Annotated in this window: 23 protein-coding genes and 1 pseudogene; 10 read left to right on the plus strand and 14 right to left on the minus strand. The window is 64.3% G+C overall.

The window, feature by feature from the left end; translation table 11 throughout:
* Window positions 1-192: 192 nt before the first annotated feature.
* The 4 genes and pseudogenes from ABIE53_RS00170 to ABIE53_RS00185 all read right to left on the minus strand — a co-directional run bounded on the left by ABIE53_RS00170 (window position 193) and on the right by ABIE53_RS00185 (window position 3,940).
* Entirely contained in the window at window positions 193-945 is a 753-nt protein-coding gene (locus ABIE53_RS00170) for an IclR family transcriptional regulator domain-containing protein (protein WP_006052582.1), read from the minus strand.
* Window positions 946-1,222: 277 nt separating this feature from the next.
* Window positions 1,223-1,484 (minus strand): annotated as a pseudogene (locus ABIE53_RS00175) (hypothetical protein).
* Window positions 1,485-2,272: 788 nt separating this feature from the next.
* Window positions 2,273-2,989 carry a DUF2242 domain-containing protein gene (locus tag ABIE53_RS00180; protein WP_107710087.1) on the minus strand — a complete coding sequence of 239 codons (717 nt, stop codon included), beginning with the start codon at window positions 2,987-2,989 and terminating at the stop codon, window positions 2,273-2,275.
* 273 nt (window positions 2,990-3,262) lie between these two features.
* The gene (locus tag ABIE53_RS00185; protein WP_192700355.1) at window positions 3,263-3,940 is read right to left on the minus strand and encodes a transglycosylase SLT domain-containing protein; all 678 of its coding nucleotides are present in this window, start codon (window positions 3,938-3,940) and stop codon (window positions 3,263-3,265) included.
* 332 nt (window positions 3,941-4,272) lie between these two features.
* Between ABIE53_RS00185 and ABIE53_RS00190 the strand changes: the two genes are divergently transcribed.
* On the plus strand, window positions 4,273-4,533 hold the full coding sequence (locus tag ABIE53_RS00190) for a DUF6723 family protein (protein WP_192700356.1): 261 nt from the start codon (window positions 4,273-4,275) through the stop codon (window positions 4,531-4,533).
* A gap of 146 nt (window positions 4,534-4,679) precedes the next feature.
* Here the strand turns inward: ABIE53_RS00190 and glmS are convergent, their stop codons facing one another.
* From glmS to ABIE53_RS00215, 5 genes are all read right to left on the minus strand, one after another.
* On the minus strand, window positions 4,680-6,497 hold the full coding sequence (gene glmS / locus ABIE53_RS00195) for a glutamine--fructose-6-phosphate transaminase (isomerizing) (protein WP_006052577.1): 1,818 nt from the start codon (window positions 6,495-6,497) through the stop codon (window positions 4,680-4,682).
* A gap of 63 nt (window positions 6,498-6,560) precedes the next feature.
* On the minus strand, window positions 6,561-7,928 hold the full coding sequence (glmU, locus tag ABIE53_RS00200; RefSeq protein ID WP_192700357.1) for a bifunctional UDP-N-acetylglucosamine diphosphorylase/glucosamine-1-phosphate N-acetyltransferase GlmU: 1,368 nt from the start codon (window positions 7,926-7,928) through the stop codon (window positions 6,561-6,563).
* 128 nt (window positions 7,929-8,056) lie between these two features.
* On the minus strand, window positions 8,057-9,031 hold the full coding sequence (gene ttcA, locus ABIE53_RS00205; protein WP_006052575.1) for a tRNA 2-thiocytidine(32) synthetase TtcA: 975 nt from the start codon (window positions 9,029-9,031) through the stop codon (window positions 8,057-8,059).
* Between the two features lie 3 nt (window positions 9,032-9,034).
* Window positions 9,035-9,430 carry a dihydroneopterin aldolase gene (locus tag ABIE53_RS00210; protein ID WP_006052574.1) on the minus strand — a complete coding sequence of 132 codons (396 nt, stop codon included), beginning with the start codon at window positions 9,428-9,430 and terminating at the stop codon, window positions 9,035-9,037.
* 55 nt (window positions 9,431-9,485) lie between these two features.
* Window positions 9,486-10,304 (minus strand): SDR family oxidoreductase, encoded by an 819-nt coding sequence (locus tag ABIE53_RS00215; RefSeq protein WP_029970911.1) that lies wholly within the window; start codon window positions 10,302-10,304, stop codon window positions 9,486-9,488.
* Window positions 10,305-10,317: 13 nt separating this feature from the next.
* On the opposite strand from ABIE53_RS00215, the gene ABIE53_RS00220 reads away from it, so the two are divergent.
* Both ABIE53_RS00220 and ABIE53_RS00225 read left to right on the plus strand, forming a co-directional pair.
* On the plus strand, window positions 10,318-11,508 hold the full coding sequence (locus ABIE53_RS00220; protein ID WP_192700358.1) for a class I SAM-dependent methyltransferase: 1,191 nt from the start codon (window positions 10,318-10,320) through the stop codon (window positions 11,506-11,508).
* A 16-nt stretch (window positions 11,509-11,524) separates the two neighbouring features.
* A complete protein-coding gene (locus tag ABIE53_RS00225) occupies window positions 11,525-11,719 on the plus strand; it encodes a DUF2905 domain-containing protein (protein WP_006052570.1) in 195 nt (64 codons plus the stop codon).
* A gap of 60 nt (window positions 11,720-11,779) precedes the next feature.
* Here ABIE53_RS00225 and ABIE53_RS00230 read toward each other — a convergent pair whose 3' ends face one another.
* The 4 genes from ABIE53_RS00230 to ABIE53_RS00245 all read right to left on the minus strand — a co-directional run bounded on the left by ABIE53_RS00230 (window position 11,780) and on the right by ABIE53_RS00245 (window position 16,700).
* Window positions 11,780-13,012 carry a multifunctional CCA addition/repair protein gene (locus ABIE53_RS00230; RefSeq protein ID WP_006052569.1) on the minus strand — a complete coding sequence of 411 codons (1,233 nt, stop codon included), beginning with the start codon at window positions 13,010-13,012 and terminating at the stop codon, window positions 11,780-11,782.
* Window positions 13,009-13,662 carry a glutathione S-transferase family protein gene (locus ABIE53_RS00235; RefSeq protein ID WP_107709936.1) on the minus strand — a complete coding sequence of 218 codons (654 nt, stop codon included), beginning with the start codon at window positions 13,660-13,662 and terminating at the stop codon, window positions 13,009-13,011. Before ABIE53_RS00235 ends, ABIE53_RS00230 begins: the two co-directional genes overlap by 4 nt.
* A gap of 29 nt (window positions 13,663-13,691) precedes the next feature.
* A complete protein-coding gene (locus ABIE53_RS00240; protein ID WP_053858850.1) occupies window positions 13,692-14,645 on the minus strand; it encodes a complex I NDUFA9 subunit family protein in 954 nt (317 codons plus the stop codon).
* A gap of 87 nt (window positions 14,646-14,732) precedes the next feature.
* Window positions 14,733-16,700, minus strand: coding sequence for a lytic transglycosylase domain-containing protein (locus ABIE53_RS00245; protein ID WP_053858851.1), 1,968 nt, complete (start codon window positions 16,698-16,700; stop codon window positions 14,733-14,735).
* A 20-nt stretch (window positions 16,701-16,720) separates the two neighbouring features.
* Here ABIE53_RS00245 and ABIE53_RS00250 point away from each other — a divergent pair, with 20 nt between their 5' ends.
* The gene (locus tag ABIE53_RS00250; RefSeq protein ID WP_192700359.1) at window positions 16,721-17,320 is read left to right on the plus strand and encodes a 5-formyltetrahydrofolate cyclo-ligase; all 600 of its coding nucleotides are present in this window, start codon (window positions 16,721-16,723) and stop codon (window positions 17,318-17,320) included.
* Between the two features lie 95 nt (window positions 17,321-17,415).
* On the opposite strand, the gene ABIE53_RS00255 is transcribed toward ABIE53_RS00250, so the two are convergent.
* Entirely contained in the window at window positions 17,416-17,928 is a 513-nt protein-coding gene (locus ABIE53_RS00255; RefSeq protein WP_006052563.1) for a winged helix DNA-binding protein, read from the minus strand.
* Between the two features lie 214 nt (window positions 17,929-18,142).
* Between ABIE53_RS00255 and pxpB the strand changes: the two genes are divergently transcribed.
* The 6 genes from pxpB to ABIE53_RS00285 all read left to right on the plus strand — a co-directional run bounded on the left by pxpB (window position 18,143) and on the right by ABIE53_RS00285 (window position 24,639).
* Window positions 18,143-18,796 (plus strand): 5-oxoprolinase subunit PxpB, encoded by a 654-nt coding sequence (gene pxpB / locus ABIE53_RS00260; protein WP_006052562.1) that lies wholly within the window; start codon window positions 18,143-18,145, stop codon window positions 18,794-18,796.
* A complete protein-coding gene (locus tag ABIE53_RS00265; RefSeq protein WP_029970918.1) occupies window positions 18,793-19,845 on the plus strand; it encodes a 5-oxoprolinase subunit C family protein in 1,053 nt (350 codons plus the stop codon). The genes pxpB and ABIE53_RS00265 overlap by 4 nt, the downstream gene beginning before the upstream one ends.
* Window positions 19,846-19,862: 17 nt before the next feature.
* Window positions 19,863-20,615 (plus strand): 5-oxoprolinase subunit PxpA, encoded by a 753-nt coding sequence (gene pxpA / locus ABIE53_RS00270; RefSeq protein WP_006052560.1) that lies wholly within the window; start codon window positions 19,863-19,865, stop codon window positions 20,613-20,615.
* 288 nt (window positions 20,616-20,903) lie between these two features.
* Entirely contained in the window at window positions 20,904-21,659 is a 756-nt protein-coding gene (locus ABIE53_RS00275; protein WP_053858852.1) for a DUF969 domain-containing protein, read from the plus strand.
* Complete coding sequence (locus ABIE53_RS00280; protein WP_006052558.1) at window positions 21,656-22,612, plus strand: DUF979 domain-containing protein; 957 nt, start codon at window positions 21,656-21,658, stop codon at window positions 22,610-22,612. Before ABIE53_RS00275 ends, ABIE53_RS00280 begins: the two co-directional genes overlap by 4 nt.
* Window positions 22,613-22,827: 215 nt before the next feature.
* Window positions 22,828-24,639, plus strand: coding sequence for a tetratricopeptide repeat protein (locus ABIE53_RS00285; protein ID WP_192700360.1), 1,812 nt, complete (start codon window positions 22,828-22,830; stop codon window positions 24,637-24,639).

Below are 24,639 nucleotides of genomic sequence, written 5' to 3' on the forward strand. Positions count from 1 at the left end.
AGTGTGAATGAAATAGCTGCACGGCGAAGCACGCAGGACTCAGGCGCCCTGCCGCTCCCCGCGGGAGAGTATTACCTGGCGTAGGGAGTTTGTCATGCGCAAAACCCGATATGTATTTTCCTGGAGACAGCTCGCTTTCGAGACGCTTTCACCCACAAGCGCACGATACCAGGGAGATTCCCTGGCCCGCCGTCAGACGAGATTGCGCAGCAGGCTCGCGGTCTCGAGCAGCGTCGGCAGAACGCGGTGCAGCGCGGCGTTCGCCGATTCTTCGCCGATCGGCATGCTCACGCTGATCGCCGCGACGACCGTGCCGTGCCGGTCGCGCAAGGGCACCGCGACGCCGCGCACGCCGAGCTCGAGTTGCTGATCGGTGACCACGTAGCCGTTGCGCCGGATTTCGCCGAGCACTTCGCGCAGCCGTTCGATGGTGGCATACGTGTGCGGCGTGAACACCTTGATCGGATACGACGCGAGCCATTGCTCGATGCTCTCGGGCGCCTGAAACGCCAGCAACACCAATCCCGCCGACGACAAAGGCGCCGGCGCGCGCGAGCCGAGCACGAAGCCGACCGCCATCGCCCGATTCACGCCGTTGCGGGCGACGTAAACCACATCGTGTTCGTCGAGAATCGCGACCAGCGCCGTTTCCTGGAGCGTCGCCGTGATCCGTTGCAGGAAGGGCTGGACCGTGCGCGGCAAGCGCGCGGAGTCGAGATACGACTGCCCGAGCCGCAGCACACGCGGCGCGAGCCAGAACAGCTTGCCGTCCGTGTCGACGTAGCCGAGTTCGCGCAGCGTCAGCAGATAGCGGCGCGCCGCCGTGCGCGACAAGCCGGCGCGGCCGGCTACTGCCGTGGGCGTCATGCGCGCGTGCTCTTCGTCGAATGCCTCGATGATCGCCAATGCCTTCGCGGCGCCCGCGATCCAGTCTTTGTCGTCCATCGGTTGCCTGAGATTTTCGCCCGCTAATGTGGCGATGCGACCGTCGCCATGCCGCCAGCGTCGGCCGCGCGAAATACGGGGCATGCGGCGGATCACCGAATGCAGTTGATTGCGCGCAATTGTGCCCGAAGCGGTGGCGTGTTCGCGCGATTATCGCGCGAGGGGACGGTGACCTGTCACGCGGTGCGTCGGGTTGTAGTGGGGCGAATCGGTGTGCGTTTTAACTTAAGCGCGCGCAAGCGGAAGCGGTACGACCGAGTGCCGCAGCGACGACCGCTCAAGCGGCTCGCGGATGCGTATAGAGGTGCGGGGAGTCGGCCGTCGGAGGGAAGACGCACCAGCAGCCGTCGTCGTGGCGAAAGAAGAAGAGTCCGCGCGAGCCGGTAGCGGCGTCAACCGCGGAAGTCTCGACGCGCACATACGCGTCGGCCGCCGACGCGCGTGCGGCTGAATTCGGTGACGTGCACCGCCGCGGAAGGCGCCGGCGCGAGCCATTTATCGACGAGGAAACGCAACGACTGTTCGCTCGCGGCTCTCATGATCCGCTCCTCGCCGGCTTGTTTTCCGGGGCTTCGCGGGTGGTGTCGGTATCGTCGCTGGATTGACTGTCGCGCGAGGCTTCGTCCCGCTCGGCCGATGCAAGCGCCATATCCCGGTTCGTCGCCGCCGCCCGCAGCGTGCTGCAATGGGTAGCATGTCTGATATCCGAGAGAAGACGGACCAACTGTCGTGCTGTTCTGCGCTTCATTCCACACCCCCGCACCGCACCAATAACTTCAGAAAACACTTTAACTCTATGCCTCGATCGGGCATTGCCAAAGCTTTTTGACGAAATAGCAACACTCACGCTTGCAAAAAGAGAGTCGCAAGCTTCGTACCGCCACGTTCAATGTGCGCTTCGCGCTGTAAGCGGTCTGTACGCTCGCGAGCAAACGGCAGACGAAAGACAACCGCGCGCAGAACGCGGCGCTAACTACGAGTTATCCACACGAGCCTTTGCATAACCTCGGGACAGTGCATGGAACAGGCTGTGCGCGAAATCTTGATAAGACCGACTTCGCTGCCGGCCGCCCCAAACTTATCCCGGCTTCGTAGTTTTTCTACAGAGTCGTCCCGCAGGGTTATCGAATTCCCATTACCTTGATGTAACGGAAGAATCAGCGGTTATCCACAGAGCGGGCTAACCCTTGTTAACTACTACTGCGTATGTATACGAAAGAAGTAAACGACATAGGAGAACTGCCGCTGCGCGCCGCTTTTGCAAGCGAAGCGCGCTGCGTTCAGCGGCGAGGCAGTGGTGAGGAGTCAGTGAAGAATCAATGAAGAGTCAGCGAAGCGTGCCGGCTTCGCTCGCCGGTTGGACGGAGGCGGCCTTGCCGATCAGCTCCGGCGTATCGGACGCTGGCGCGGACATCGGCGCAGACATCGACGCAGATGCGGGCGGCGCTGCCTCGACCGGCATCGGCAACAGATGCGTTTCGATGCGGTCGTTGACCACCGGCTGCGTGCGCACGACCGTCTGCAGATAGTGATCGACGAGACCAAAGAAACGGTCGTAGAACTTGCCGGACGGAATGGTCTCGCTGGAGATCTTCACCATCGCGTCGCTGTTCGAGCGGATCGGCAGCGACAGCGACCCGAGCACGCTCAAGCCAACGCTCGCCGACGTATCGCTCTTCTTCAACGCGAAGCCGTTCTGCACCGCATTCACGTAGACGATGCTCGTACTGCTCGCCTCCTCGCCCGGCGTGCACACGACGTGAAATTCCACGACCACATGCGTATCGCCGGACGGCTGAAAGTTCTTGGTGCCGTCGACGGTATCGTTGCGCGTCATCGTCGTCAGATAGCCCTGGCTTAGCAGCGCGCGGCGCGCGGCTTCGCAGGTGTCGGTCACGCTCGAATTGAAATTGCGCGCGTACGGACTCGCGCCGGTTTCGAACAACTCCTGCTGAAACTTCGGCGTGGGCGCGCTGCTGCAAGCGGCGAGTAGCATCAGGCCGCACAGCGAGGCCACGGTGGTTTTGAAAAGCGAGGTGGACATGGTCAATCTAAAAAGCGCTGTGTACATGCGGACGAGCCGCGAGGGAAATGCATTGTAGAGCGGTTGACGCTTGTGCGTAAAAAGCGTGCAGCGAAGCCGACGGTGCGCGAGTGGCGGCCGTCTGTTGGTGTCTGGTGGATGGGGGGATGGTGAAGATGGCAGCACTGAATGAGTGCCGCTGAGAGTGCTGTTACGGCCGCAGGTGCCGCCAAGGCTACCTTGATGACGCTCCGCCCTGCACGGCAGCGAAGAAACGCAAACAAGCGCTGCCGATTAATTCGCCACCGCGGCAAGTCCCGCCGAGGCTACCGCCCCACTTGCACCGACATTAGCCGCCGCCGTATTAGCACCCGCCGCGTTAGCCGGAGCGACAGCGCCTCCATTACTCGCGTTGCCGGGCGCAGGCGAGCAACGACCTGTCGCGTGAGCGTCGCACGCATCGGTCTTCGCGTTGAGATTCTTGATGGGGCCTTGCGGCGTGGCCACGCCCGCAAAGTCGCCGGCGCGCAAGCTGACTTTCTGCGCGTACGCTTGCGAGCCGCCGTAGCTCTTGAGCGCGGCGTTCATGTCGCCGTTGGCCGAGCGCATGTAGCCGTACAGAATCGCGGAGCCGACCTCGATGTTCGCCGTCGGTTCGGTGAGATCCTTCACGTTCCTCAGGAGCCCGCGATGCGCGCTCGGCACCACTTGCATCAGTCCGGTTGCGCCGTTGGCGCCCTTGGCCTTTTCCTTGAAGCGGGATTCGATCGAGATAATCGCGAGCAGCAGCGCCGGCGGCAACGAATATCTGGATGCCGCCGATTGAACCGCATCGGATATTTTCTCCGCCTTTTCCTTGGCGAGCCCGAATTTCTGCGTCAGATAGGCGGACACGCGGTCGCCGTTTTCCTCGGCCACCGCGGATTGCGCGAGGCCAAGCGACAGCAGAATCAGGCAGAGTAACCGGCTCATGGGAAAGGTCTGAGGAAAAGTCTGCGCATTATAACCTTGCCTAAAAAATTGGCATCTCTTGAATTGAATGCGGATGCAAAGCAAAGTGCCGGCGCGCGCGAGCCGTGCATGGCGAGGCTCGCAGCGCCGCGTCACTGCTTGTCCGCGCCGTTCGTGGACGCAGATATTTGGTCCGTTAGTTGCAAACCAGCGAATCAGCCGCACCTATGGCAACGATCGGCGCATAAGCTAAACCGCCCCGTTCCCGCGGATTTGAGACAATGACGTTCGCGCCGTGGATGGCCATCCGTCCGCGGCAATCGCAGGCTTATCAAACCCGAGACGTCTTCTGTATGAGCAAGACCGCATTTATCCCGAGCGTCCCCGCCTCGTCAGAGGACGATTTCGACATATCGACGACGTCCAGGCTCGTGGGCTATCGACGCTTCTTCGGCGTGTTGAAGGTCGTCCGAACCACGGACGGCCGCGTGCTGTTCCCGTTCGACGGCGCGCCCGAACTCGGGCCGTACCCGACGAAGCTCGAAGCGGTCGCCGCGGCACAGGTCTACGGCGAGCACATCGTCACGAGCGACCTGGCGCGGCCGGAGTTGTGAGACGCATAAGCGGCACGTGTGGCAAAGGCGCCGCGCGGTGCATGGCCGCGGTTGCATAAACGAAAGTTGCAATAAAAAAGCGCCGGCTAGCCGGCGCTTTTTTGCTGGATGCGCTACTCAGACAGACCCGCAACGCTCCCCCGCCCTCACTCCACCGTCACCGACTTCGCCAGATTCCGCGGCTTATCGACATCCGTGCCACGCGCGCAAGCCGTGTGATATGCGAGCAACTGCAGCGGCACCACATGCAGGATCGGCGAAAGCACACCATAGTGTTCAGGCATGCGAATCACGTGCAGACCTTCGTCGTTGACGATCTTCGTGTCCGCGTCGGCGAAAACGTAGAGCTGGCCGCCGCGCGCTCGCACTTCCTGAATGTTTGACTTCAGCTTCTCCAGCAACGCGTCGTTCGGCGCGACGGTGACCACCGGCATCGCCTCGGTCACGAGCGCGAGCGGTCCGTGCTTCAACTCGCCAGCGGGATAAGCTTCCGCGTGAATGTAGGAGATCTCCTTCAGCTTAAGTGCGCCTTCAAGCGCGATCGGATAATGCATGCCGCGTCCGAGGAACAATGCATGTTCCTTGCGCGAAAATTCCTCCGACCACGCGATGATTTGCGGCTCCAACGCCAGCACGCTATTGAGCGCAGCCGGCAGATGGCGCAGTTGCCTGAAGTATTCGGCCTCCTGCTCCGGGCTCACACGCCCGCGCAGCTTCGCAAGCGTGACGGCCAGCACGAATAGCGCGACGAGCTGAGTAGTGAATGCCTTCGTCGACGCGACGCCGATTTCGCGGCCCGCATGCGTGAGGAACGCGAGCTCGGTCTGACGCACCATCGCGCTCGTGCCGACGTTGCACACCGCCAGCGTATGCCGATGCCCAAGCGTCTGCGCATGCTTGAGCGCCGCGAGCGTGTCCGCGGTTTCGCCCGACTGCGAAATCACCACGACGAGCGACTTCGGATTCGGCACCGACTCGCGATAGCGATACTCGCTGGCAATTTCGACTTGCGTCGGAATCTTCGCGATCGACTCGAGCCAGTACTTCGCCGTGAGCCCCGAGTAGTAGCTCGTGCCGCACGCGAGGATCAGCAGATTGTCGATGTCCGCGAACACCTTGCCGGCGCCCTCGCCGAACAGCGACGCGTCGAACGAATCGGACGGCGGAATCGTGTCCGAGATCGCGCGCGGCTGCTCGAAAATCTCTTTCTGCATGAAGTGGCGATACGGGCCGAGCTCGACCGCGCCGCCGTACGCCGCGACCTGACGCACTTCGCGCAGCGCTTCGTTGCCCTCGCGATCCGCGATCCGCACGCCTTCGAGCGTCAACTCGCAGACGTCGCCTTCTTCCAGGAAAATGAAGCGCTCGGTGCTGCCCGCGAGCGCGAGCGCGTCGGACGCGAGGAAGTTCTCGCCGTCGCCGAGCCCGACCACGAGCGGCGAACCCTGGCGCGCGCCGACCACCGTATGCGGCTGGTCTTTATGCAGCACCGCGATCGCATAAGCGCCGTGCAGTTGCCCGACGGCCTCGCGCACGGCCGCGAACAGATCGCCGCGATACAGGCTGTGAATCAGATGCGCGATAACCTCTGTGTCGGTCTGCGACACAAACGTGTAGCCCTTGCCACGCAGCATCTCGCGCAACGACTCGTAATTCTCGATGATGCCGTTGTGTACCAACGCCAGCGCATCTTTCGAGAAGATCGGATGCGCGTTGTCGGTCACGGGCGCGCCGTGCGTCGCCCAGCGCGTATGCGCAATACCGGTGATGCCGCCAAGTTGGCTCTCGCGCACCTGTTCGTCCAGATCGGCGACGCGCGCCACGCTGCGCGCGCGCGCCGGGCCGCTTTCGCCGAGCACCGCGACGCCGCACGAATCGTAGCCGCGATATTCGAGCCGCCGCAGTCCTTCGATCAGGACGGGGACGATATTACGTTGCGCTGCCGCGCCGACAATGCCGCACATGGTCTTGTTCCTATTCAGTGCTGGAATGTGCGAAGGCGCGAATCGCGGCGCCCACGCTCTTCGTCAATTCTTCTTTTTGGTCGGGCGTACATAGCCCGTCTTGCTGGTTTGCGTCTTGTCGTTCAGCACGAGCGCGTCCGCTTCGACGTCCTTCCAGACCGTCGTGCCGGCCGCGATTGTCGCGCCGCGCTTCACGCGCACCGGCGCAACGAGTTGCGTGTCGGAGCCGACGAACACGTCGTCTTCGATGATCGTGCGGAACTTGTTCGCGCCGTCGTAATTGCAGGTGATGGTGCCCGCGCCAATATTCACGCGTGCGCCAATATCCGAGTCGCCGATATAGGTGAGGTGATTCGCCTTCGAGCCGTGGCCGAGCACCGCGTTCTTCACCTCGACGAAGTTGCCGACGTGCGATTCGTCCTTCAGCGACGCGCCAGGGCGCAGCCGCGCATACGGTCCGAGCACGACGTGCGCGCCGACTTCCGCGCCTTCGATATGCGTGAACGCATCGACCCGCGTGCCCGCGCCAATGCTCGCATTGCGGATCACGCAGTTCGGTCCGATCGTCACGTTATCGGCGAGCGTGACGCGGCCTTCGAATACGCAATTCACGTCGATGGACACATCGCGGCCGCATTCGAGCGTGCCGCGCACATCCACTCGCGCCGGGTCGGCCAGCGTCACGCCTGCCACGAGCAACGCGTCCGCTGTATTGCGCTGGTGAATCCGCTCGAGTTCGGCAAGCTGCTGCTTGCTGTTCACGCCGAGCGTTTCCCACTCGTCCTGCGGCTGCGTGGTGACGACGTCGAGACCCGCTTCGATCGCGAGTTCCACGGCGTCGGTCAGATAGAACTCGCCTTGCGCGTTATCGTTCTTCAGCGCGGCGAGCCAGCCCGACAGCGGGCCGGTCGGCGCAACGACGATGCCGGTGTTGATCTCGTCGATGAGAAGCTGATCGGCGCTCGCATCTTTCTGTTCGACGATGCGCGACACATTGCCTTGCGGATCGCGCACGATGCGGCCGTAGCCGCTCGGGTCCGCGAGCTTCACGGTGAGCACGCCATAAGCGCCGCCACCCTCGCCCGCGCGCTCGGCAAGCGCCTGCAAGGTGCTGGCACGCGTGAGCGGCACGTCGCCATACAGCACGAGCGTAGGCGCCGAAGGATCGAGAAGCGGCAACGCCTGCTGCACCGCGTGGCCGGTGCCGAGCTGTTGCTCCTGCACGGCGAACTGGACGTCGGGCGCGGCGACCGCTTCGCGAACCGCCTCGGCGCCGTGGCCGATTACCACGACGAGGCGCGTGGGCTTCAGCGTGCGGGCAGTGTCGATGACATGAGCGAGGAGCGGCCGGCCGGCCAGGGGATGGAGCACCTTGGGCAGCGCGGAACGCATACGCTTACCGGTGCCTGCCGCCAAAATCACGATGTTCATGGCGTCGGCATATAGACTAGTTTGGAGCCGACGATTCTATCACGCACCCTCTCGCGAAAATGGCCGCGAAAGCGGCCACATTGCAAGCGAAAGTAAGTGAAGAAGCGCCTTTTATGCGGGACTTCCGGTCACAGATCGTCGAACTGCACAATCGAGATCGGCCGCGCCGCACCGAGCGGCGCACCGTCACTCGCATCGGTCGAACACGGTTCTTCGTCGAATGCGATGTCGCCTTGCGGGTCGGCCTCGCCGGTCGCGCGCAAATCCGCGAACGGAAACAGCTTGTGATCCATCAGATGCGACGGCACGACGTTCGTCAACGCATTGAACATGTTCTCGATGCGGCCCGGAAAGCGCTTCTCCCAATCGCGAATCAGCGCCTTCATTTCCGCGCGCTTCAGGTTCGGCTGACTGCCGCACAGATTGCACGGAATGATCGGGAATTCACGCAGCTCGGCGTACTTTTCCAGATCGGTTTCCTTCACGTACGCGAGCGGACGGATCACGATGTTCTTGCCGTCGTCCGATTGCAGCTTGGGCGGCATGCCCTTCAGCTTGCCGCCGTAGAACATGTTGAGCAGCAGCGTTTGCAGAATGTCGTCGCGATGATGACCGAGCGCGATCTTGGTCGCGCCGAGTTCGCCCGCCACGCGGTACAGAATGCCGCGCCGCAGCCGCGAGCACAGCGAGCACGTGGTCTTGCCCTCGGGCACCAGCCGCTTGACGATGCTGTAGGTGTCCTGATTCTCGATATGAAACGGAATGTCCAGTTGCTTCAGATACTCGGGCAGCACGTGTTCGGGAAAGCCGGGCTGCTTCTGATCGAGGTTGACCGCGACGATGTCGAAGTTGATCGGCGCGCGCTCGCGCAGGCGCATCAGCACGTCGAGCATCGCGTAGCTGTCCTTGCCGCCCGACAGGCACACCATCACCTTGTCGCCGTTCTCGATCATGTTGAAGTCGCCGATCGCCTGGCCCACCAGGCGCGCGAGCCGCTTGAAGAGCTTGTTGTTCTCGTACGCCTCTTTCTGCTCGCGGCGCGTGAGCGGCGACTTTTCGCGAGCGGCGGGCGCGGCGGCGTCCATGATTTCGGGAGCGTTCATGGCTCAGTCCTCTTTGATTCGGAATACTTCGACGCCCACCGCGTCGCAGTCGGGATACACATCGGGCTTTTCGGTGGACACGCGCGCGGCCCGCACTTGCGGATGCTCGAGCATGGTCTTCACCAGATCGTCGCACAGCGTTTCCTGCAGATGAATATGACCTTGCTCGACGCGGCGCGAAATGGTGGATCGCATGAAGTCGTAGTCGACGACTTCGGCCAGCTTGTCTTCAACCGGCGTGGACAGCGCGAGCGGCACGAACAGTTCGACGTTGATCACCACGCGCTGTTCGCCGCGCTTTTCGAAGTCGTGCACGCCGATGTTGATGTGCACTTCGTAATTGCGCAGAAAGAGCCGGCGGCAATCGGCAAGCCGGGGATGCGAAAGAGCGGCAAACATGTTCGTTCCAGTCGAAAAAAGCGTGCGTGGCACGCAAGGGGGCGCAAGCGGTGCTTCAGGCGCCCGTCAAAAACATCACGTCGCGCGGCAGCGGCACGAGGTGCTGCCCGCCGTCGACAACCAGCGTCGTTCCAGTGACGCCGCTTGCATCCGCGAGATACAGCGCGGCGGCGACGACATCTTCGGGCCGCGACGCGCGACCCAACGGCGTAACCGTGTGAGCCGCCGCAAAGCTTTCCGGCGTCTGATCGGCGGATTGCATCGTGAGGCCCGGCGCAAGCCCGACCACCCGCACCTTCGGCGCCAACGCCTGCGCAAGCGCGACCGTGGCGGTCTGCAACGCCGCCTTCGACAGCGTATAGGACAGGTAGTCCGGGTTCATGTTGTACAGCTTCTGATCCAGCACGTTGATGACCACGCTGCGCTGCGTTTCGTCCGTCAGCGCGGCTTGCGGCGTCGCGTCGTACAGCATGCGCGCGAGCACGAGCGGCGCGCCGAGGTTCATCGCGGTCAGCTTCAGCAGCAGTTCATAGCCGACGTCGAGCGCGGTGTCTTCCTCGAAGCGCGAGGCGTTGTTCACGATGCACGCCGGCCGGCCGAGCGCGGCGATACAGGCCGGCAACAGGCCCGTGACTTGGGCCTCATCGCCCAGTTCGGCGTGCAAGGCCACCGCCCGGCGGCCCATGCCGACGATTTCCGCGACCACCTCTTCGGCTTCGTGCCGCGAGGCGCCGTAGTGGACCGCCACGTCCCAGCCGCGCGCAGCAAAACCGAGCGCGAGCGCGCGTCCGATGCGGCGCGCGGCGCCGGTAATCAGCACGACGCGCGGCGTTTCAGGCGCGCGGGCGCCGGCAGTGTCCGTGGAAGCGGTCATTTACAATGCGGGGATGAATCCGAAAGCTCACCAACCCGATAGTTTACCTGCTCCCGGCCTAAGCGCGCTCGCGCAGTCAGAAGCGCTCGTCGCCCGGATTCGCGCGGAACTCGACGACGCCGGCGGCTGGTTGCCGTTCGACCGCTACATGGAGCGCGCGCTGTACGCGCCCGGACTCGGCTATTACAGCGGCGGCGCCCGCAAATTCGGGCTGCGCGGCGACGACGGCAGCGACTTCGTCACGGCGCCCGAACTGTCGCCGCTCTTCGCGGCCACGCTTGCGCGGCCCATCGCCGAAGCGTTGCAGGCAAGCGGCACGCGCGACGTGATGGAGTTCGGCGCGGGCACCGGCAAGCTCGCGACCGGCCTGCTCAATGCGTTGGCTGCACTCGGCGCCGCGTTCGACAGCTATTCGATCGTCGACCTTTCCGGCGAATTGCGCGAGCGTCAGCGCGAAACCATCGAAGCCGCGGCGCCCGCGCTCGCTTCCAAAGTGCGCTGGCTCGACGCGTTGCCCGAGCGCTTCGAAGGCGTGGTGATCGGCAACGAGGTGCTGGACGCGATGCCCGTGCGGCTGTTCGCTTCCGTCGACGGCGGGTGGCGCGAACGCGGCGTCGTCTGGCGCGACGGCTGGTTCGCATTCGAAGACCGTGAAATGTCCGCGTCGGCCGATACGGCGCTGCTCTCGGAAATCGACACCGGCGGCGGCGACTACGTGGCGGAGACGCACGACGCCGCTCGTGCCTTCACGCGGACCATCTGCACGATGCTCGCGCGCGGCGCGGCGTTTTTCATCGACTATGGCTTCCCGCGTCACGAGTACTACCATGCGCAGCGCGCGCAAGGCACGCTGATGTGCCACTACCGGCATCGCGCGCACGGCGATCCGTTTGTTTATCCGGGCTTGCAGGACATTACCGCGCACGTGGAATTCACCGGCATCGCCGAAGCGGGCGTCGAGACCGGCGCGGACCTGCTGGGCTTCACATCGCAAGCACGCTTCCTGCTGAACGCGGGCATTACGGGTGCGCTTTCCGAAATCGATCCCGCCGACACCGCGCGCTTTCTGCCCGCGGCGAATGCGGTCCAGAAGCTGTTGTCGGAGGCCGAGATGGGTGAGCTTTTCAAGGTGATCGCGTTCTCGCGCGGACTCGAAGACACGCTGCAGGCGTTTGCAAGCGGCGACCGGTCGCATACGTTGTGACGCCGGGATACACGTCATGATCCGCTGGCTGCTGACCACGTTCGTCGCTCTTGCGGTGCTGTCGGCCTGCTGGCCGTGGCTTCGCAAGCTCGGCATTGGACGCATGCCCGGTGACGTGACCGTGCGTCTTTTCGGACGCGAATATCATTTCCCGTTCATGTCGACGCTGTTGCTGTCGATGCTGCTGTCGTTTATCGCGCGGCTCTTGTAGCTGCGGTTTCTCGAACGCGGTTTGCGCTGACAGACAACGGCGGCCCGTGCATCGAGCGTTTCACTCCAGCGCCGCCGCCACCGCCCGCACACGCTCCTGATGCACGGCGTCCTTGATGCCGGCCGGCGCATCGGCGAGTTGCTTCGCGACCGCACCCGCATCCACGCCGCGCGCCGCGACGAGCGCGACTCTCAAGCGCTCGGCCTGCGGATAGTCGCGCGCCTCGAAACCGAGCCGCCCGCGCGCGTCGGCTTCGCAAGCCTGCAAGGCTTCGGCAAAACGCGACGGCTTGCGAATCGCGTCGCTGCGCTCGAGCAGGCGCACGAGCGCAGCCGCGCCCATTTCCATCACGCGATGAATGTTGCCGTGCTCGCGCGCCACCAGCAATGCGAGATCGCGGCATTCGTTCGGCACGCGCAGGCGCTCGCACAGCGGCTTGAGCAGATCCACGCTGCGCCCTTCGTGGCCGAGATGCCGGGGCAGGATGTCTTCAGGCGTAGTGGCTTTGCCGAGGTCGTGCGTGAGCGCGGCGAACCGCACGGGCAGCGCATAACCCTGCTGCGCGGCGTGGTCGAGCACCATCATGACGTGCACACCGGTGTCGACCTCGGGGTGATAGTCGGCGCGCTGCGGCACGCCGAATAGCGCGTCGATTTCCGGCAGAATGCGCGCCAACGCGCCGCACTCGCGCAGCACGTCGAACATGCGCGACGGCTTTTTTTCCATCAGACCACGCGACACCTCCTGCCACACGCGTTCGGCGACGAGCGCATCCACTTCGCCGTCGGCGACCATCTTGCGCATCAGCGCGAGCGTCTCGGGCGCGACGCTGAAATCGGCGAAACGCGCGGCAAAGCGCGCGATTCGCAGGATGCGCACCGGGTCTTCGAGAAACGCGTCGCTGACGTGGCGAAAAAGTTTCGCCTCGAGATCGCGCTGACCGCCGAACGGATCGATGACCGGCCCGGTCAGCTCGCCGTCGGGGCGCACTTCGCGCGCCATCGCGTTGATGGTGAGATCGCGGCGCGCCAGGTCTTCCTCGAGCGTCACGTCGGGCGCATAGAAAAACTGGAAGCCGTGATAACCGGCCGCGGTCTTGCGCTCGGTTCGCGCGAGCGCGTACTCCTCATGCGTCTGCGGATGCAGGAACACAGGAAAATCCTTGCCCACCGGACGGTAACCCTGCGCGATCATCTGCTCGGGCGTCGCGCCGACCACCACGTAATCGCGGTCCTGCACCGGCACGCCCAGCAATTCGTCGCGAATCGCGCCGCCTACTGCATAGATATTCATGGGCATTCGTCTAGATACGCGATGGTGTGCGTCTCGCTCAACGCGTCGTCGATCCAGGCTTTCACTGCGGGCTGCGCGCTCAGCCGGCGAACATACGCCAGCGACGTCTCCGACAACGGCGGCTGCCACGTCCTGAAGCGCATGGCCACCGGCGCATACATCGCGTCGGCAATGCTGAATTCGCCGAACAGGAAAGGACCGCCATAGGTATCGAGGCAGTCACGCCAGATCGCCTCGATACGCGCGATGTCGGCAAGCACGCCCGGCGTCGCGTTCTTGCCGGCAAACGACGCGCGAATGTTCATCCACATATTCGAGCGCAGTTCGCCGAAGCCCGAATGCATCTCCGCGCTGACGCTGCGAGCATGCGCGCGCGCCGCGGCATCGCGCGGCCACAGCGCGTGCTGAGGAAAGCGCTCGGCGAGCGTTTCGGCGATGGCGAGCGAGTCCCACACGGCAAGACCCGCGTCGTCGATCAGACAGGGAATCTTGCCCGGACCGTTAGGCGCCTGCGCGAGCACCGCAGCATTGGTGCCGGGCTGATTCAGATGGATCAGCACTTCGTCGAATGCGATGCCGAAATGCCTGAACAGCAGCCACGGCCGCATCGACCACGACGAATAGTTCTTGTCACCAATAAGCAGCTTCATGCGGGTTCGTATGAGAAGTAGAGAAAAAGTCAGCGGCCCGCGCTCGCGCGGAACGTGTCGAAACGCGAACGTGCCGACGCGCCGGTCAGATACACGGGCGCGATCGTCTCGATGCTGGCCGGCTCGAGGCCGAGCTCGGGCGCGAGCGGGCGGCTTAGCACGTTGTCCTGTTTCATCGAATCGAGATTGTCGCGCGTGATGACCGGTTCGCCCGGCGCCAACTCGAACGTCATCGCCTGCATGCGCGCGAGCGCTTCGGGCAGACGGATGATGCTGGCATGCCGGCCGATCACGTCGCCGCAATATCTGACGAGCTCTTCGAGCGTATAGACGCTCGGGCCGCCGAGTTCATAGGTCTTGCCGTTGGCCGCATCGAGGTCGAGCACGTTGACGATCGCCTTGGCGACATCGCCGACATAGACCGGCTGGAACTTCGCGTCCGGCATGGCGAGCGGAATCACCGGAAAGATGCGCTGCAAGAACGCGAACTTGTTGAGGAACTGGTCTTCCGCGCCGAACACGACGGAAGGCCGGAACACCGTCCAGGCGAGATTCGCCGCGTGCACCGCTTTCTCGCCGTCGCCCTTCGAGCGCGCGTACATGCTCGGACCGTTCGAATCGGCGCCGAGCGCGCTCAAATGAATCAGCCGATGCACGCCCTTGCCTTCGCAAGCCGCCGCGATTTTAGTGGGCAATTCGACGTGCGCGCGCGCGAACTCGGGACCATACGGCGTGCGGCGTTTGCCATGCAGCGTGCCGACGAGATTGATCACGCAGTCTGCGCCTTCGACAAAACGCGCGAGCTGGACCGGATCGAATACATCGGTTTCGATCACGTCGATGGGCAGCAGCGTGAGATGGCGCGCGTTGTAACGCCGCCGTGTGGCGATGCGCACGTCCTTGCCCATTTCAACGAGGGCGTTGACGAGATGGCTTCCGATAAACCCGGAACCGCCGATGATCGCAATGGCTTTATGTCGCATTTTCGACTCCCTGGTGGAAGCCGCGGCAACGGCTGGCGTGGCGCACCGCCGCCTCGCAATTGCAGCGAGGCAGCGGCGGCACGGCGCTTACGGTGCGATGTAACCCAGACGCGCCTTCAGCGATTGCGGACGGCCTTCGAACAATGCCGCGTAGTAGACCGTGTTGGACAACACATTCTTGACGTAGTCGCGCGTTTCCTGGAACGGAATCGCCTCGGCGAAGATCGCGCCTTCAACCGGGTGCTGCAACGTCTGCCGCCAGTTGCGCGGACGGCCCGGACCGGCGTTGTAACCCGCGGTGGCCAGCACGGCCGAACCGTCGAACTGATTGTAGATCATCGACAGGTAGTTGGTGCCGAGCAGAATGTTTGTATTGATGTCGTTCATCTGCTCGCGAGAAATCGGGCCGAGGCCGATCTTCTTCGCGACCAGTTGCGCGGTGGCGGGCATCAACTGCATCAGGCCGCTCGCGCCGACTTCGGAGCGCGCGTTCATGATGAAGCGCGATTCCTGGCGGATCAGCCCGTAGGCCCATTCCACGTCCAGCCCGTTCGACTGCGCGTCGCGCTCGACAATGTCGCGGAACGGCGACAGATAGCGCAGCGAGAAGTCGTGTTCGGTTTTCGTGCGATCCGCCGTGTTCACCGCGCGGTCGTACAACTGGATACGGCGCGCGTATTCGGCGGCGGCCAGCAACTGACGGTCGCTCATGTTGCGCAGCGGCCAGTTCCATTCGCGATTGCCTTCGAGCCGCAGATTCAGCGCGTAGAAGCGCTGCGCGAGATCGAAGCCTGGCGTATTGCCGGCCTGCTGGATTTCGGAATCGGTGACCGTGGTTTTTGGCGGCACCGCGATCTTCTGGCCGAGTTCCTCCGCGGCGAGTTGGCCGTAGAAGTTAAAGCCCTGCGAGATCGACTCGAATTCCTGGTTGGCCGTGGTCGTGTCGCCCGCCTGCTTGAGCGCGCGGCCATGCCAGTAAGTCCACGAAGGCTGGTTGCGCAGGGCGGCCGGCATCTGTTCGATCGACCAGCGCACCATGTTCCAGTCTCCGGCGAGCAACGCGGTGCGCGTGCGCCATTCGTAGGCGGGATTCGACAGCGGCGCGTTGGCCGACAGCCGATACCAGTCCGCGGCGCTCGGCATCTGCTTGGCCGCCGCCTGATACGCAATCGTGCCCCAGCCGATGGCCCGCTCCGGCGAATTCAGCGAAGGCGCCACCGATGCAAACGTAGCCGCGGCCATGGCCGGATCGTTGCGCGCCATGCGCGTGATCGCGAGCAACGCGAGTTGATGCGATTGCGGATCGGCGCCGACGCCGCGCGCGAGCAGCAGCGGCGGCGTGCTGGTGGCCTGGCCGAACAGCACGGGATCGGGCGCCTGGCTGCCGAGCGCGTCGACGAGCTTGCTGCCGGTATTCGTGTAGTTCTGTTCGTAGGCGAGACGGATCTGCTGCCAGACGTCGTCGGTGCTGAACTGCTTGTTGACGCCGAGGATCGTGATCAGATCGACGCAGCCGTCGCCGTACCATTTCGGATCGACGAGCAGCGCGCGCGCCGCGTCCGCGACATTCTCGCCGCGCGACGCACGCGATTCGAGCGCGTAGCACTTCACCTGCGTGTCGTCGTTCAGCACGAAGCGCGCGTATTGCTGGTCGAAGTTGCGCCAGTCGTGGCGCGAGCCGAGCACCGTGAGGTAGTCGTTGCGCATGCGGTCGGCAATGGCCTGGCCGTCGTACTTCTGCAGGAACGCGAGCACCGGCGCGTCGGGTGCGTCGACGCGCGCGTGGCCGCCCGAATCGAAGAGCTGCGGCTTGATCTGGAAGTACTCCAGATAAGAAGGCGCCGGATAGCCCGGAATCATGCTCGCGAGCTGCGCCGCGCGCGCTGCGTCGTTATTGCGGGCAGCCTCGCGCAACTGGACGAAAATCTGGTCGTCGTTGGTGAGCTGCGAAATGGGAAGAGGCTTGACGGCTGACGCGGTGCTGCATGCGACGAGAGCGGCTGCGGCAAGCGCCATACCGGCCGCGCGATATACTCGATAAAGACTTTTTGACATCGTTGTTTCTGGAGCGCGAATTGAACCCAAGCATAGCATGCAACCCTTCGGCGGAATCGAAAAAGACACTGCGCCGGACGCTATTGGAAACAAGGCTGCAAGCGGCTTCCGAGCCGGCGAACAATGCCGCGCTCGCGCGCCGCGTGCTCGACGCGCTGAAGCATTTCGACGTGCGAAGCGTCGGCTTTTACTGGCCGCTCGCGGGCGAATTCGATGCGCGCGCAGCGATCTCGATCTGGCTCGCGGGCGGCTCGGCGCGCGAGGCCAGTCTGCCGATCATCAGGGAACGCGGCGTGCCGCTCGAGTTTCACGCATGGTCGCCGGATACGCCGATGAAGATCGGCCATCACAAGATCGCTGAACCCGCGACCGAACGACTGGTGATTCCCGAGCTATTGCTCGTGCCCTGCGTGGGTTTCGATGCCGACGGCTACCGGCTCGGTTACGGCGGCGGCTATTACGACCGCACGCTCGCTGGCTGGCCCGGCCCGACGAAGCCGATCACGGTGGGCGTCGGATACGAGGCGTGCCGAACGGTGGCGTTGGAGCGCGAGGCTCACGACATTCCGCTCGATATGATCGTCACCGAAAGCGGGCTGCACGCGCGGGCCGCGGGTTAGGCGTTAGGCACAGCGAGAAATGGCTCGAGGCGCAGACAGCACGCACCCGTTCGAGCTTCGCTTAACTTCAACGACGAGGCGCCGCCGCCTCGTCTTTATAACGACGCCGCCGCGCGCGCGGCCGTGTCGTACATGCCGGACGCATTGCGCATCAACTGCGCCGCCTCGCCGATCTGTTCGTTGGTGAGGCCGCTTTCCTTCAGCGTCGAAATCAGGCAGCTCTCGCGCACTTCGCGGTACTTCAGGCAGAGCGCGCGGCCCGCGTCGGTCGCGGAAAAAAACACTTCCTTGCCGGTCTTTTCGCTTTTTACATACCCTCTAGCTACGAGCTTCTTCAGCGCGTAGGTCGCAACGTGCGTGTCCTCGATGTTCAGCACGAAGCAGATGTCGGCCAGCTTCTTGCGTCGCTCGCGATGACTCACGTGATGCAGCAGCGAGACCTCGATGGCCGTCATGTCCTTTTCCCCGGCCGCCGACATGCAGCGCACCATCCATCGGTTGAATGCGTTGCCGGCCATGATGAGCGCGTACTCGAGCTCGGACAGCTCCGCGCTCGTGTCGGACACGAGATGTTCCGACGAGACGATCTTGGTGGGATGCCGCGACATGTGTGTTTCTCGGGAATCGGTGTGAAGAAGGGTCAAGAGTTGTCGGGAGTGTACGACGACGAGCGTGCGGCGGCGAGCCTGGCGAAAACTCTTATTGATAAATTGTTGATATTTTATTGACAATGTACGCTCCAGACATCGCGCAACGGTGCTGCCGCGTTTTTCCCGACGGTGCGCAATGCAGAACTCTTCGACTTCTCCGGGTCTTCAAGCCATGAGCCAACCCAAAATCTTTCCGCTCGGCGACGCCGCGCTGGTCTGCGAGGCGCCCCCGCCCGCGACGCTCGACTGCCAGCGTCGCGTGTGGGCGGCGGCCGAACTCGCGCGCGACTGGCCGCACGTGCTGGAAGTCGTGCCGGGCATGAACAACCTGACCCTGGTGTTCGATCCGCTGGAAGCCGATCGCGAGGCGCTCGCGGAGCGCTTGCAGCAAGCCTGGGACGCAGCCGGTCAGGCGCCGGCTGCGGGCCGCGACGTCGACATTCCGGTTCAGTACGGCGGCGAGTTCGGCCCCGACCTGGCCGCCGTGGCGAACCACACCGGCCTGAGCACGCGCGAAGTGATCGAGCGGCATTCGGGCGGTCAGTATGTGGTGTTTTTCCTCGGCTTCCAGCCGGGCTTCGCCTACATGGGCGGCCTCGAAGCGGCGCTGCATACGCCGCGCCGCGCGTCGCCGCGGCTCGAGGTGCCGGCGGGTTCGGTCGGCATCGGCGGAGAGCAGACGGGCATTTATCCGGCGACGTCGCCTGGCGGCTGGCAGTTGATCGGCCGCACCGAACTGCCGCTCTTCGATCCTGCGCGCCGCCCGCCCACGCTGTTGCAGCCGGGCGACCGGGTGCGCTTCACCATCGCGGGGATACACGCATGATCGACGTGATCCGCGCAGGTCTTTTGACCACCATTCAAGACCTCGGCCGTCACGGCTACCGGCATCTCGGCGTCGCAATGGGCGGGGCGCTCGACCGCTTGTCGCTGGAAGTCGGCAACCGGCTGGTCGGCAACCGGCCCGACGCGGCCGGCCTCGAAATCACCTTCGGCCCGACCGTGCTGCGTTTTCTTCGCGCGACGCGCGTCGCCATCACCGGGACGGAATTCGGCGCGACGCTCGACGGCAAGCCGGTCTACTCGTGGTGGAGTCTGCCGGTCAAAGCCGGGCAGGAACTCGTGCTGAACGCGGCGAAGCGCGGCATGCGCGGCTACGTGTGCATCGCGGGCGGCATCGACGTCTTGCCGATGCTCGGTTCGCGCAGCACGGACCTCACCGGCCGCTTCGGCGGCCTCGGCGGCCGGGCGCTGCGCGACGGCGACCGCGTGCCGCTCGGCGCGCCGCCGCAGCGCGGCCAGGTCGGCTTCTCGCCGGAAGCGCCGGAATTCGGCGTGAAGGCGCCCGCGTGGTGCAAGTTCGTGCTCGTCGACGAACCGCTGCGGCGCGGCCGTCATCCGACGGGCGTGCCGTGGGCCGTGCCGATTCGCGTGCTGCGCGGCCCGGAATACGACAGCTTCGCCGACGAAGCGCACGAGTCGTTCTGGTCCGACGAGTGGCTCGTCACGCCGAACAGCAATCGCATGGGCTACCGGCTCGCCGGCAGCGAGCTGAAGCGCAAGCAGAAGGCCGATCTGCTGTCGCACGCGGTGCTGCCCGGCACGATCCAGGTGCCGCCGAACGGCCAGCCGATCGTGCTGATGAGCGATGCGCAGACGACCGGCGGCTATCCGAAGATCGGCGCGGTGATCCAGGCCGACTTGTGGAAGCTCGCGCAGGTGCGCCTGAACGCGGCGGTGCGCTTCATTCCGACCACACCCGACGAGGCGCGCCAGGCTCTGCTCGACGAGCGCACGTATTTGCGGCAGATCGACGCCGCTATCGCAATGCATGAAGAACGCTGTGCGCGGCAGATGGCCGTCGCGGCGCTGTAACCAGGCAGGGGAACATCATGGAAATCGATCTGAACGCCGATCTCGGCGAAGGCTGCGGCTCCGACGAGGCGCTGCTCGACCTCGTCAGCTCCGCGAATATCGCATGCGGCTGGCACGCGGGCGGCGCGAACGCGATGCGCGACTGCGTGCGCTGGGCGGTGCAAAAAGGCGTGTCGATCGGCGCGCATCCGAGCTTCAACGATCCGGAAAATTTCGGCCGCAAGGAAATGGACTTGCCGGCGAGCGAGATCTATGCGGGCGTGCTGTATCAGCTCGGCGCGCTGTCGGCAATCGCGCAGGCCGAGGGCGGGCGCATCGCGCACGTGAAGCCGCACGGCGCGCTGTATAACCAGGCCGCGCGCGATCCGAAGATCGCGGACGCGATCGTCTCGGCCGTGCATGACTTCGATCCGTCGGTCGCGGTGTTCGCGCTCGCCAACAGCGGGCTCGTGACGGCCGCGCGCAACGCGGGGCTGACCGCCATCGAAGAAGTCTTCGCCGATCGCGGCTATCGCGCCGACGGCTCGCTGGTGCCGCGCAAGGAGCCGGGCGCGTTGCTCGACGACGAAGACGAAGTGCTCGAACGCACGCTCGCGATGGTGCGTGAGCAGCGGGTGCGCGCCGTCGACGGCCAATGGGTGCCGCTCAACGCGCAAACCATTTGCCTGCACGGCGACGGTCCGCATGCGCTCGCGTTTGCGCGGCGCATTCGCACTGCGCTCGAGCAGGCCGGCATCGAAGTGCACGCGGCCGGCGCGGCAAGCGTCTGAGCCGGCGCGAACGCTTTTTATGACGCATTGAAGACTTTCTCCGACGCCCCGCTTTAAGCGGGGCGTTCGCCAGATACGGGACGATTCGATGAACGTTGCCCGTATCGGCGGCGGATTCTCGCAGCAGATGAAGTTGCAGTTGCAGTTGCAAGTGAAGTTGCAGTCGAAGTCGCAGTACGCAGCAACGCGGCCGCCAAGAGCCGCGCAAAACACGGCGCGGGGATCGCCCGCGCCGGCTCATGTTAGCCGCCACAAGCGGCAAGGTCGAAAACCTGTTTGGAGATCCAGATGCAGACAACAGTCAGTTTATGGCCGCTGATCGGCGTGGCCGTCATCATCGTTGGCTTTTTATTGCGGTTCAATCCGATGCTGATCGTGGCGGTCGCCGCGATCATCACCGGCCTCGCCGCGCACTTCCCGCCTGAGAAAATCCTCGCCGAAATCGGCACGGGATTCATCAAGACGCGCAACATTCCGTTGATCATTCTGCTGCCGCTCGCGGTGATCGGGCTGCTCGAACGGCACGGCCTGCGCGAGCGCGCGCAGACGTGGATCAGCGGCATCAAGGCCGCCACGGCCGGGCGTCTTCTGATCGTCTATCTGCTCGTGCGCGAGCTCACCGCGGCGGTCGGCCTGACGGGTCTCGGCGGACATCCGCAGATGGTGCGTCCGCTCATCGCGCCGATGGCCGAAGGCGCGACCGAAACGCGCTTCGGCAAGATCAGCGACGCGGTGCGCTTCAAGCTGCGCGCGTTTTCGGCGGCAACGGACAACGTCGGCCTGTTCTTCGGCGAGGACATTTTCGTCGCGTTCGGCGCGATCGTGCTGATGACCACGTTCCTCAAAGAAGCCGGCATCATCGTCGAGCCGATTCATGTTGCGGTGTGGGGCATTCCGACCGCGATCTGCGCGTTCCTCATTCACGGCTTCCGCCTGTATCTGCTCGACCGCAAGCTCGACCGCGAATTGCGTGGCAACGCGAATGCGGGCAATGCCGCAGCGCCGGCTCAACGTGCTCAACCGGCTGCAGGAGATAAAGCATGACGCTCACGATTACCTATCTGTTCTGGCTGCTGGGCGTGGTGCTGCTGATCATCGGCGGCATGATCGTCACCGACAAGGAACACCCGCGCCGCCTGACGGCCGGCGGTTTCTGGATTCTCTACGCGCTGATCTTTCTGATCGGCGACAAGCTGCCGCCCGCCGTGGTCGGCGTCGCGGTGATCGCGATGGCGTTGATTGCCGGCTTTGGCGGCGTCACCGCCGGCAAAGCGCGCGTGCTGTCGCTCGAAGCGCGCAAGGCAAGCGCCGCGCGTCTTCGCAACAAGCTGTTCGTGCCCGCGCTGACGATTCCGGTGATCACCGTGATCGTCACGTTGTCGGCGAGCCACCTCGTGTTTGGCGGGCTGCCGCTGATCGAAAAGGCCAACGTCACGTTGATCGGCTTCGGCATCGGCTGCGTGATCGCGCTCGCGATTGCCTGCGTGCTGACGCGCGACACGGTCGGCCAGTCGATGAAGGAAGCACGCCGCCTCGTCGACGCGCTCTCGTGGGCCGCGGTGCTGCCGCAAATGCTCGGCATGCTCGGCCTCGTGTTCTCCGATGCGGGTGTCGGCAAGGCCGTCGCGCATGTGACGACTGCGTACATCAGCCTCGATTACCGCTTCATCGCGGTGGCCGTGTACTGCATCGGCATGGCGCTCTTCACGATGGTCATGGGCAACGGCTTCGCCGCGTTCCCTGTGATGACGGGCGGCGTCGGCGTGCCGATTCTGGTCGGCGTGTTCCACGGCAATCCGGCCGTGATGGTGGCGATCGGCATGTTCTCGGGCTACTGCGGCACGCTGATGACGCCGATGGCCGCGAACTTCAACATGGTGCCGGCCGCGCTGCTCGAACTGCCGGACAAGAACGCGGTGATCAAAGTGCAGATTCCGACTGCGCTGACGCTGCTGGTCGTGAACATCTTCCTGCTCAATTTCCTGATGTTCATGTAGAAGATTGCAGCAGGAATGCAGCCGGTTCCGATGTGCCACGCGAGGTTTCGGTGGCACATCGGCGAAGCACCTAAAAAGAGGAAAAGCCTGCAACGGAAATGGGATGCGTCCGAACGTCGGCGCCATCAGCGCGCCCCTAAGATGCTGGACGATCTCCTATCCACACGCGCGGGCGCGTAGAGTGCGCGCCGCCGTGGCTTTTCCCGCAGGTGTTCATGGAACCTCAATCCAAGCGCCCCGGCGGGCGCACCGCGTCGCCATCGTCTTCACCGGCGTCGGGCGTCGACTCGCTCGTGAATGCCGCGCTCGACGCGCATCAGGCCGGCCGGCTCGACACGGCCGATTCGATCTACCGCGAAGTCCTCGCAATCGATCCGGCGAACGCGCGGGCCTTGCATTACTTCGGCGTACTGCACTATCAGCGCGGACAGCACGCAGACGCCGCCACGCTGATGAGCCACGCGCTCAAGCACGATCGTCACGACGCGGCCTGCTGGAGCAACCGCGGTCTTGCCGCCGCCGCGCTCGGCTATCTTGACGAAGCCACCATCTGCTACGACCAGGCGCTGCAACTCCAGCCCGATTTCGCCGACGCGCGCAATAACTTCGGCGTCGCGTTGCAGGCGCAAGGCGCGTTGAACGAAGCGGTCGAACAATACCGGCTGGCAATCGCATCGAACCCGGCGTTTGTCGACGCGCATCTGAACCTCGGCACGGCGCTCGGCAAGCTCGGCAATTTCACGGAAGCACTCGCGTGTTATCGCGACGCCTTGCAGCTCGATGCGAACTCGGCGGAAGCGCACTTCAACGCGGGCAATGCGCATAACGCGCTCGGCGAGCATGAGGCGGCGGTTGCCAGTTTCGAACGCGCGCTCGCGCTGCGGCCGGATTACGCCGAAGCGCACATCAATCTGGGCAGCGCGATCGGCAAGCGCGGCGACTATGCGGGCGCGGAGTCGCACTATCGGCGCGCGGTTGCGCTGAACCCGAATCCGACCAACCTCGTGTGCCTGGGCGGCTCGCTCGGCGCACAAGGACGGCTCGACGAAGAAGAGACGTTCTATCGCGACGCGCTCGCGCGCGAACCGGACTACGCCGACGCGCATCAGAACCTGGCGTGGCTGCTGCTCAAGCGCGGCGACTACAAACAAGGCTGGGCTGAGTTCGCGCTGCGCTGGCGCAAGAGCGATTACGACGCGCTGGCATTGCCGGGCGTGGCGGAATGGCGCGGCGAACCACTGGAGGGACGGCGTTTGCTGATCGTCGGCGAACAGGGTTTTGGCGATCACTTCCAGTTCCTGCGCTACGCGCGCGTGCTGCACGAACGCGGCGCGACCGTGGACGTGTGCGTGCGCGAGCCGTTGCTGCGGCTCGTTCAACGCGTGCCGGGCGTGCATCGCGCGTTCGCCGGCAAGCCGGATGCCGACTACGACTTCTGGGTGCCGATGATGAGCGTGCCGTCGTGCGTCGGCGCCGAGCTTTCCAGCATCCCGGCGCAAATGCCGTATCTATTCGCCGACAACGCGAAGGTGGACGCCTGGCGCAAGAAACTGCAGACAAGCGGCAAGACGAAGCGCAAGGTCGGCCTCGTGTGGGCGGGCAGTCCCGTGTTCGGCAACGACCGCTACCGCTCGATGGCGCTTGCCGACTTGCATACGCTGGCCGACGTCGCGAAGGTGAGCTGGTATCCGCTGCAAAAAGGTCCGGCGCACGCACAACTGGCCGAGGCACCCGAGGCATTCCGCGCGCACGATTTCAGCGGCGAACTGAATGACTTCGAAGACACCGCCGCGCTCATCATGAACCTGGATCTGGTGATCGCCGTCGATACTGGCGTCGCGCATCTGGCCGGCGCGCTCGGCAAGCCGGTGTGGCTGCTGCTGCCGGCCAATTCGGATTGGCGCTGGCTCGAAGCGCGCAGCGACTCGCCGTGGTATCCGCGCATGCGCCTGTTCAGGCAGCAGGTGTTGGGCGATTGGGCGGGAGTGGTGAGAGAAGTGGTCAGCGCATTAAAGACGGGTAGATAA

Origin of the sequence: Paraburkholderia sp. OAS925 (assembly GCF_040543975.1) — a bacterium.
Lineage (GTDB): Bacteria > Pseudomonadota > Gammaproteobacteria > Burkholderiales > Burkholderiaceae > Paraburkholderia > Paraburkholderia graminis.

What these genes read in the sequence shown, in the direction of transcription:
- ABIE53_RS00170 (WP_006052582.1), bottom strand. Translation starts at nt 945, where the DNA reads ATGGACGACAAAGACTGGATCGCGGGCGCCGCGAAGGCATTGGCGATC.
- ABIE53_RS00180 (WP_107710087.1), bottom strand. Translation starts at nt 2,989, where the DNA reads ATGTCCACCTCGCTTTTCAAAACCACCGTGGCCTCGCTGTGCGGCCTG.
- ABIE53_RS00185 (WP_192700355.1), bottom strand. Translation starts at nt 3,940, where the DNA reads ATGAGCCGGTTACTCTGCCTGATTCTGCTGTCGCTTGGCCTCGCGCAA.
- ABIE53_RS00190 (WP_192700356.1), top strand. Translation starts at nt 4,273, where the DNA reads ATGAGCAAGACCGCATTTATCCCGAGCGTCCCCGCCTCGTCAGAGGAC.
- glmS (WP_006052577.1), bottom strand. Translation starts at nt 6,497, where the DNA reads ATGTGCGGCATTGTCGGCGCGGCAGCGCAACGTAATATCGTCCCCGTC.
- glmU (WP_192700357.1), bottom strand. Translation starts at nt 7,928, where the DNA reads ATGAACATCGTGATTTTGGCGGCAGGCACCGGTAAGCGTATGCGTTCC.
- ttcA (WP_006052575.1), bottom strand. Translation starts at nt 9,031, where the DNA reads ATGAACGCTCCCGAAATCATGGACGCCGCCGCGCCCGCCGCTCGCGAA.
- ABIE53_RS00210 (WP_006052574.1), bottom strand. Translation starts at nt 9,430, where the DNA reads ATGTTTGCCGCTCTTTCGCATCCCCGGCTTGCCGATTGCCGCCGGCTC.
- ABIE53_RS00215 (WP_029970911.1), bottom strand. Translation starts at nt 10,304, where the DNA reads ATGACCGCTTCCACGGACACTGCCGGCGCCCGCGCGCCTGAAACGCCG.
- ABIE53_RS00220 (WP_192700358.1), top strand. Translation starts at nt 10,318, where the DNA reads ATGAATCCGAAAGCTCACCAACCCGATAGTTTACCTGCTCCCGGCCTA.
- ABIE53_RS00225 (WP_006052570.1), top strand. Translation starts at nt 11,525, where the DNA reads ATGATCCGCTGGCTGCTGACCACGTTCGTCGCTCTTGCGGTGCTGTCG.
- ABIE53_RS00230 (WP_006052569.1), bottom strand. Translation starts at nt 13,012, where the DNA reads ATGAATATCTATGCAGTAGGCGGCGCGATTCGCGACGAATTGCTGGGC.
- ABIE53_RS00235 (WP_107709936.1), bottom strand. Translation starts at nt 13,662, where the DNA reads ATGAAGCTGCTTATTGGTGACAAGAACTATTCGTCGTGGTCGATGCGG.
- ABIE53_RS00240 (WP_053858850.1), bottom strand. Translation starts at nt 14,645, where the DNA reads ATGCGACATAAAGCCATTGCGATCATCGGCGGTTCCGGGTTTATCGGA.
- ABIE53_RS00245 (WP_053858851.1), bottom strand. Translation starts at nt 16,700, where the DNA reads ATGTCAAAAAGTCTTTATCGAGTATATCGCGCGGCCGGTATGGCGCTT.
- ABIE53_RS00255 (WP_006052563.1), bottom strand. Translation starts at nt 17,928, where the DNA reads ATGTCGCGGCATCCCACCAAGATCGTCTCGTCGGAACATCTCGTGTCC.
- pxpB (WP_006052562.1), top strand. Translation starts at nt 18,143, where the DNA reads ATGAGCCAACCCAAAATCTTTCCGCTCGGCGACGCCGCGCTGGTCTGC.
- ABIE53_RS00265 (WP_029970918.1), top strand. Translation starts at nt 18,793, where the DNA reads ATGATCGACGTGATCCGCGCAGGTCTTTTGACCACCATTCAAGACCTC.
- pxpA (WP_006052560.1), top strand. Translation starts at nt 19,863, where the DNA reads ATGGAAATCGATCTGAACGCCGATCTCGGCGAAGGCTGCGGCTCCGAC.
- ABIE53_RS00275 (WP_053858852.1), top strand. Translation starts at nt 20,904, where the DNA reads ATGCAGACAACAGTCAGTTTATGGCCGCTGATCGGCGTGGCCGTCATC.
- ABIE53_RS00280 (WP_006052558.1), top strand. Translation starts at nt 21,656, where the DNA reads ATGACGCTCACGATTACCTATCTGTTCTGGCTGCTGGGCGTGGTGCTG.
- ABIE53_RS00285 (WP_192700360.1), top strand. Translation starts at nt 22,828, where the DNA reads ATGGAACCTCAATCCAAGCGCCCCGGCGGGCGCACCGCGTCGCCATCG.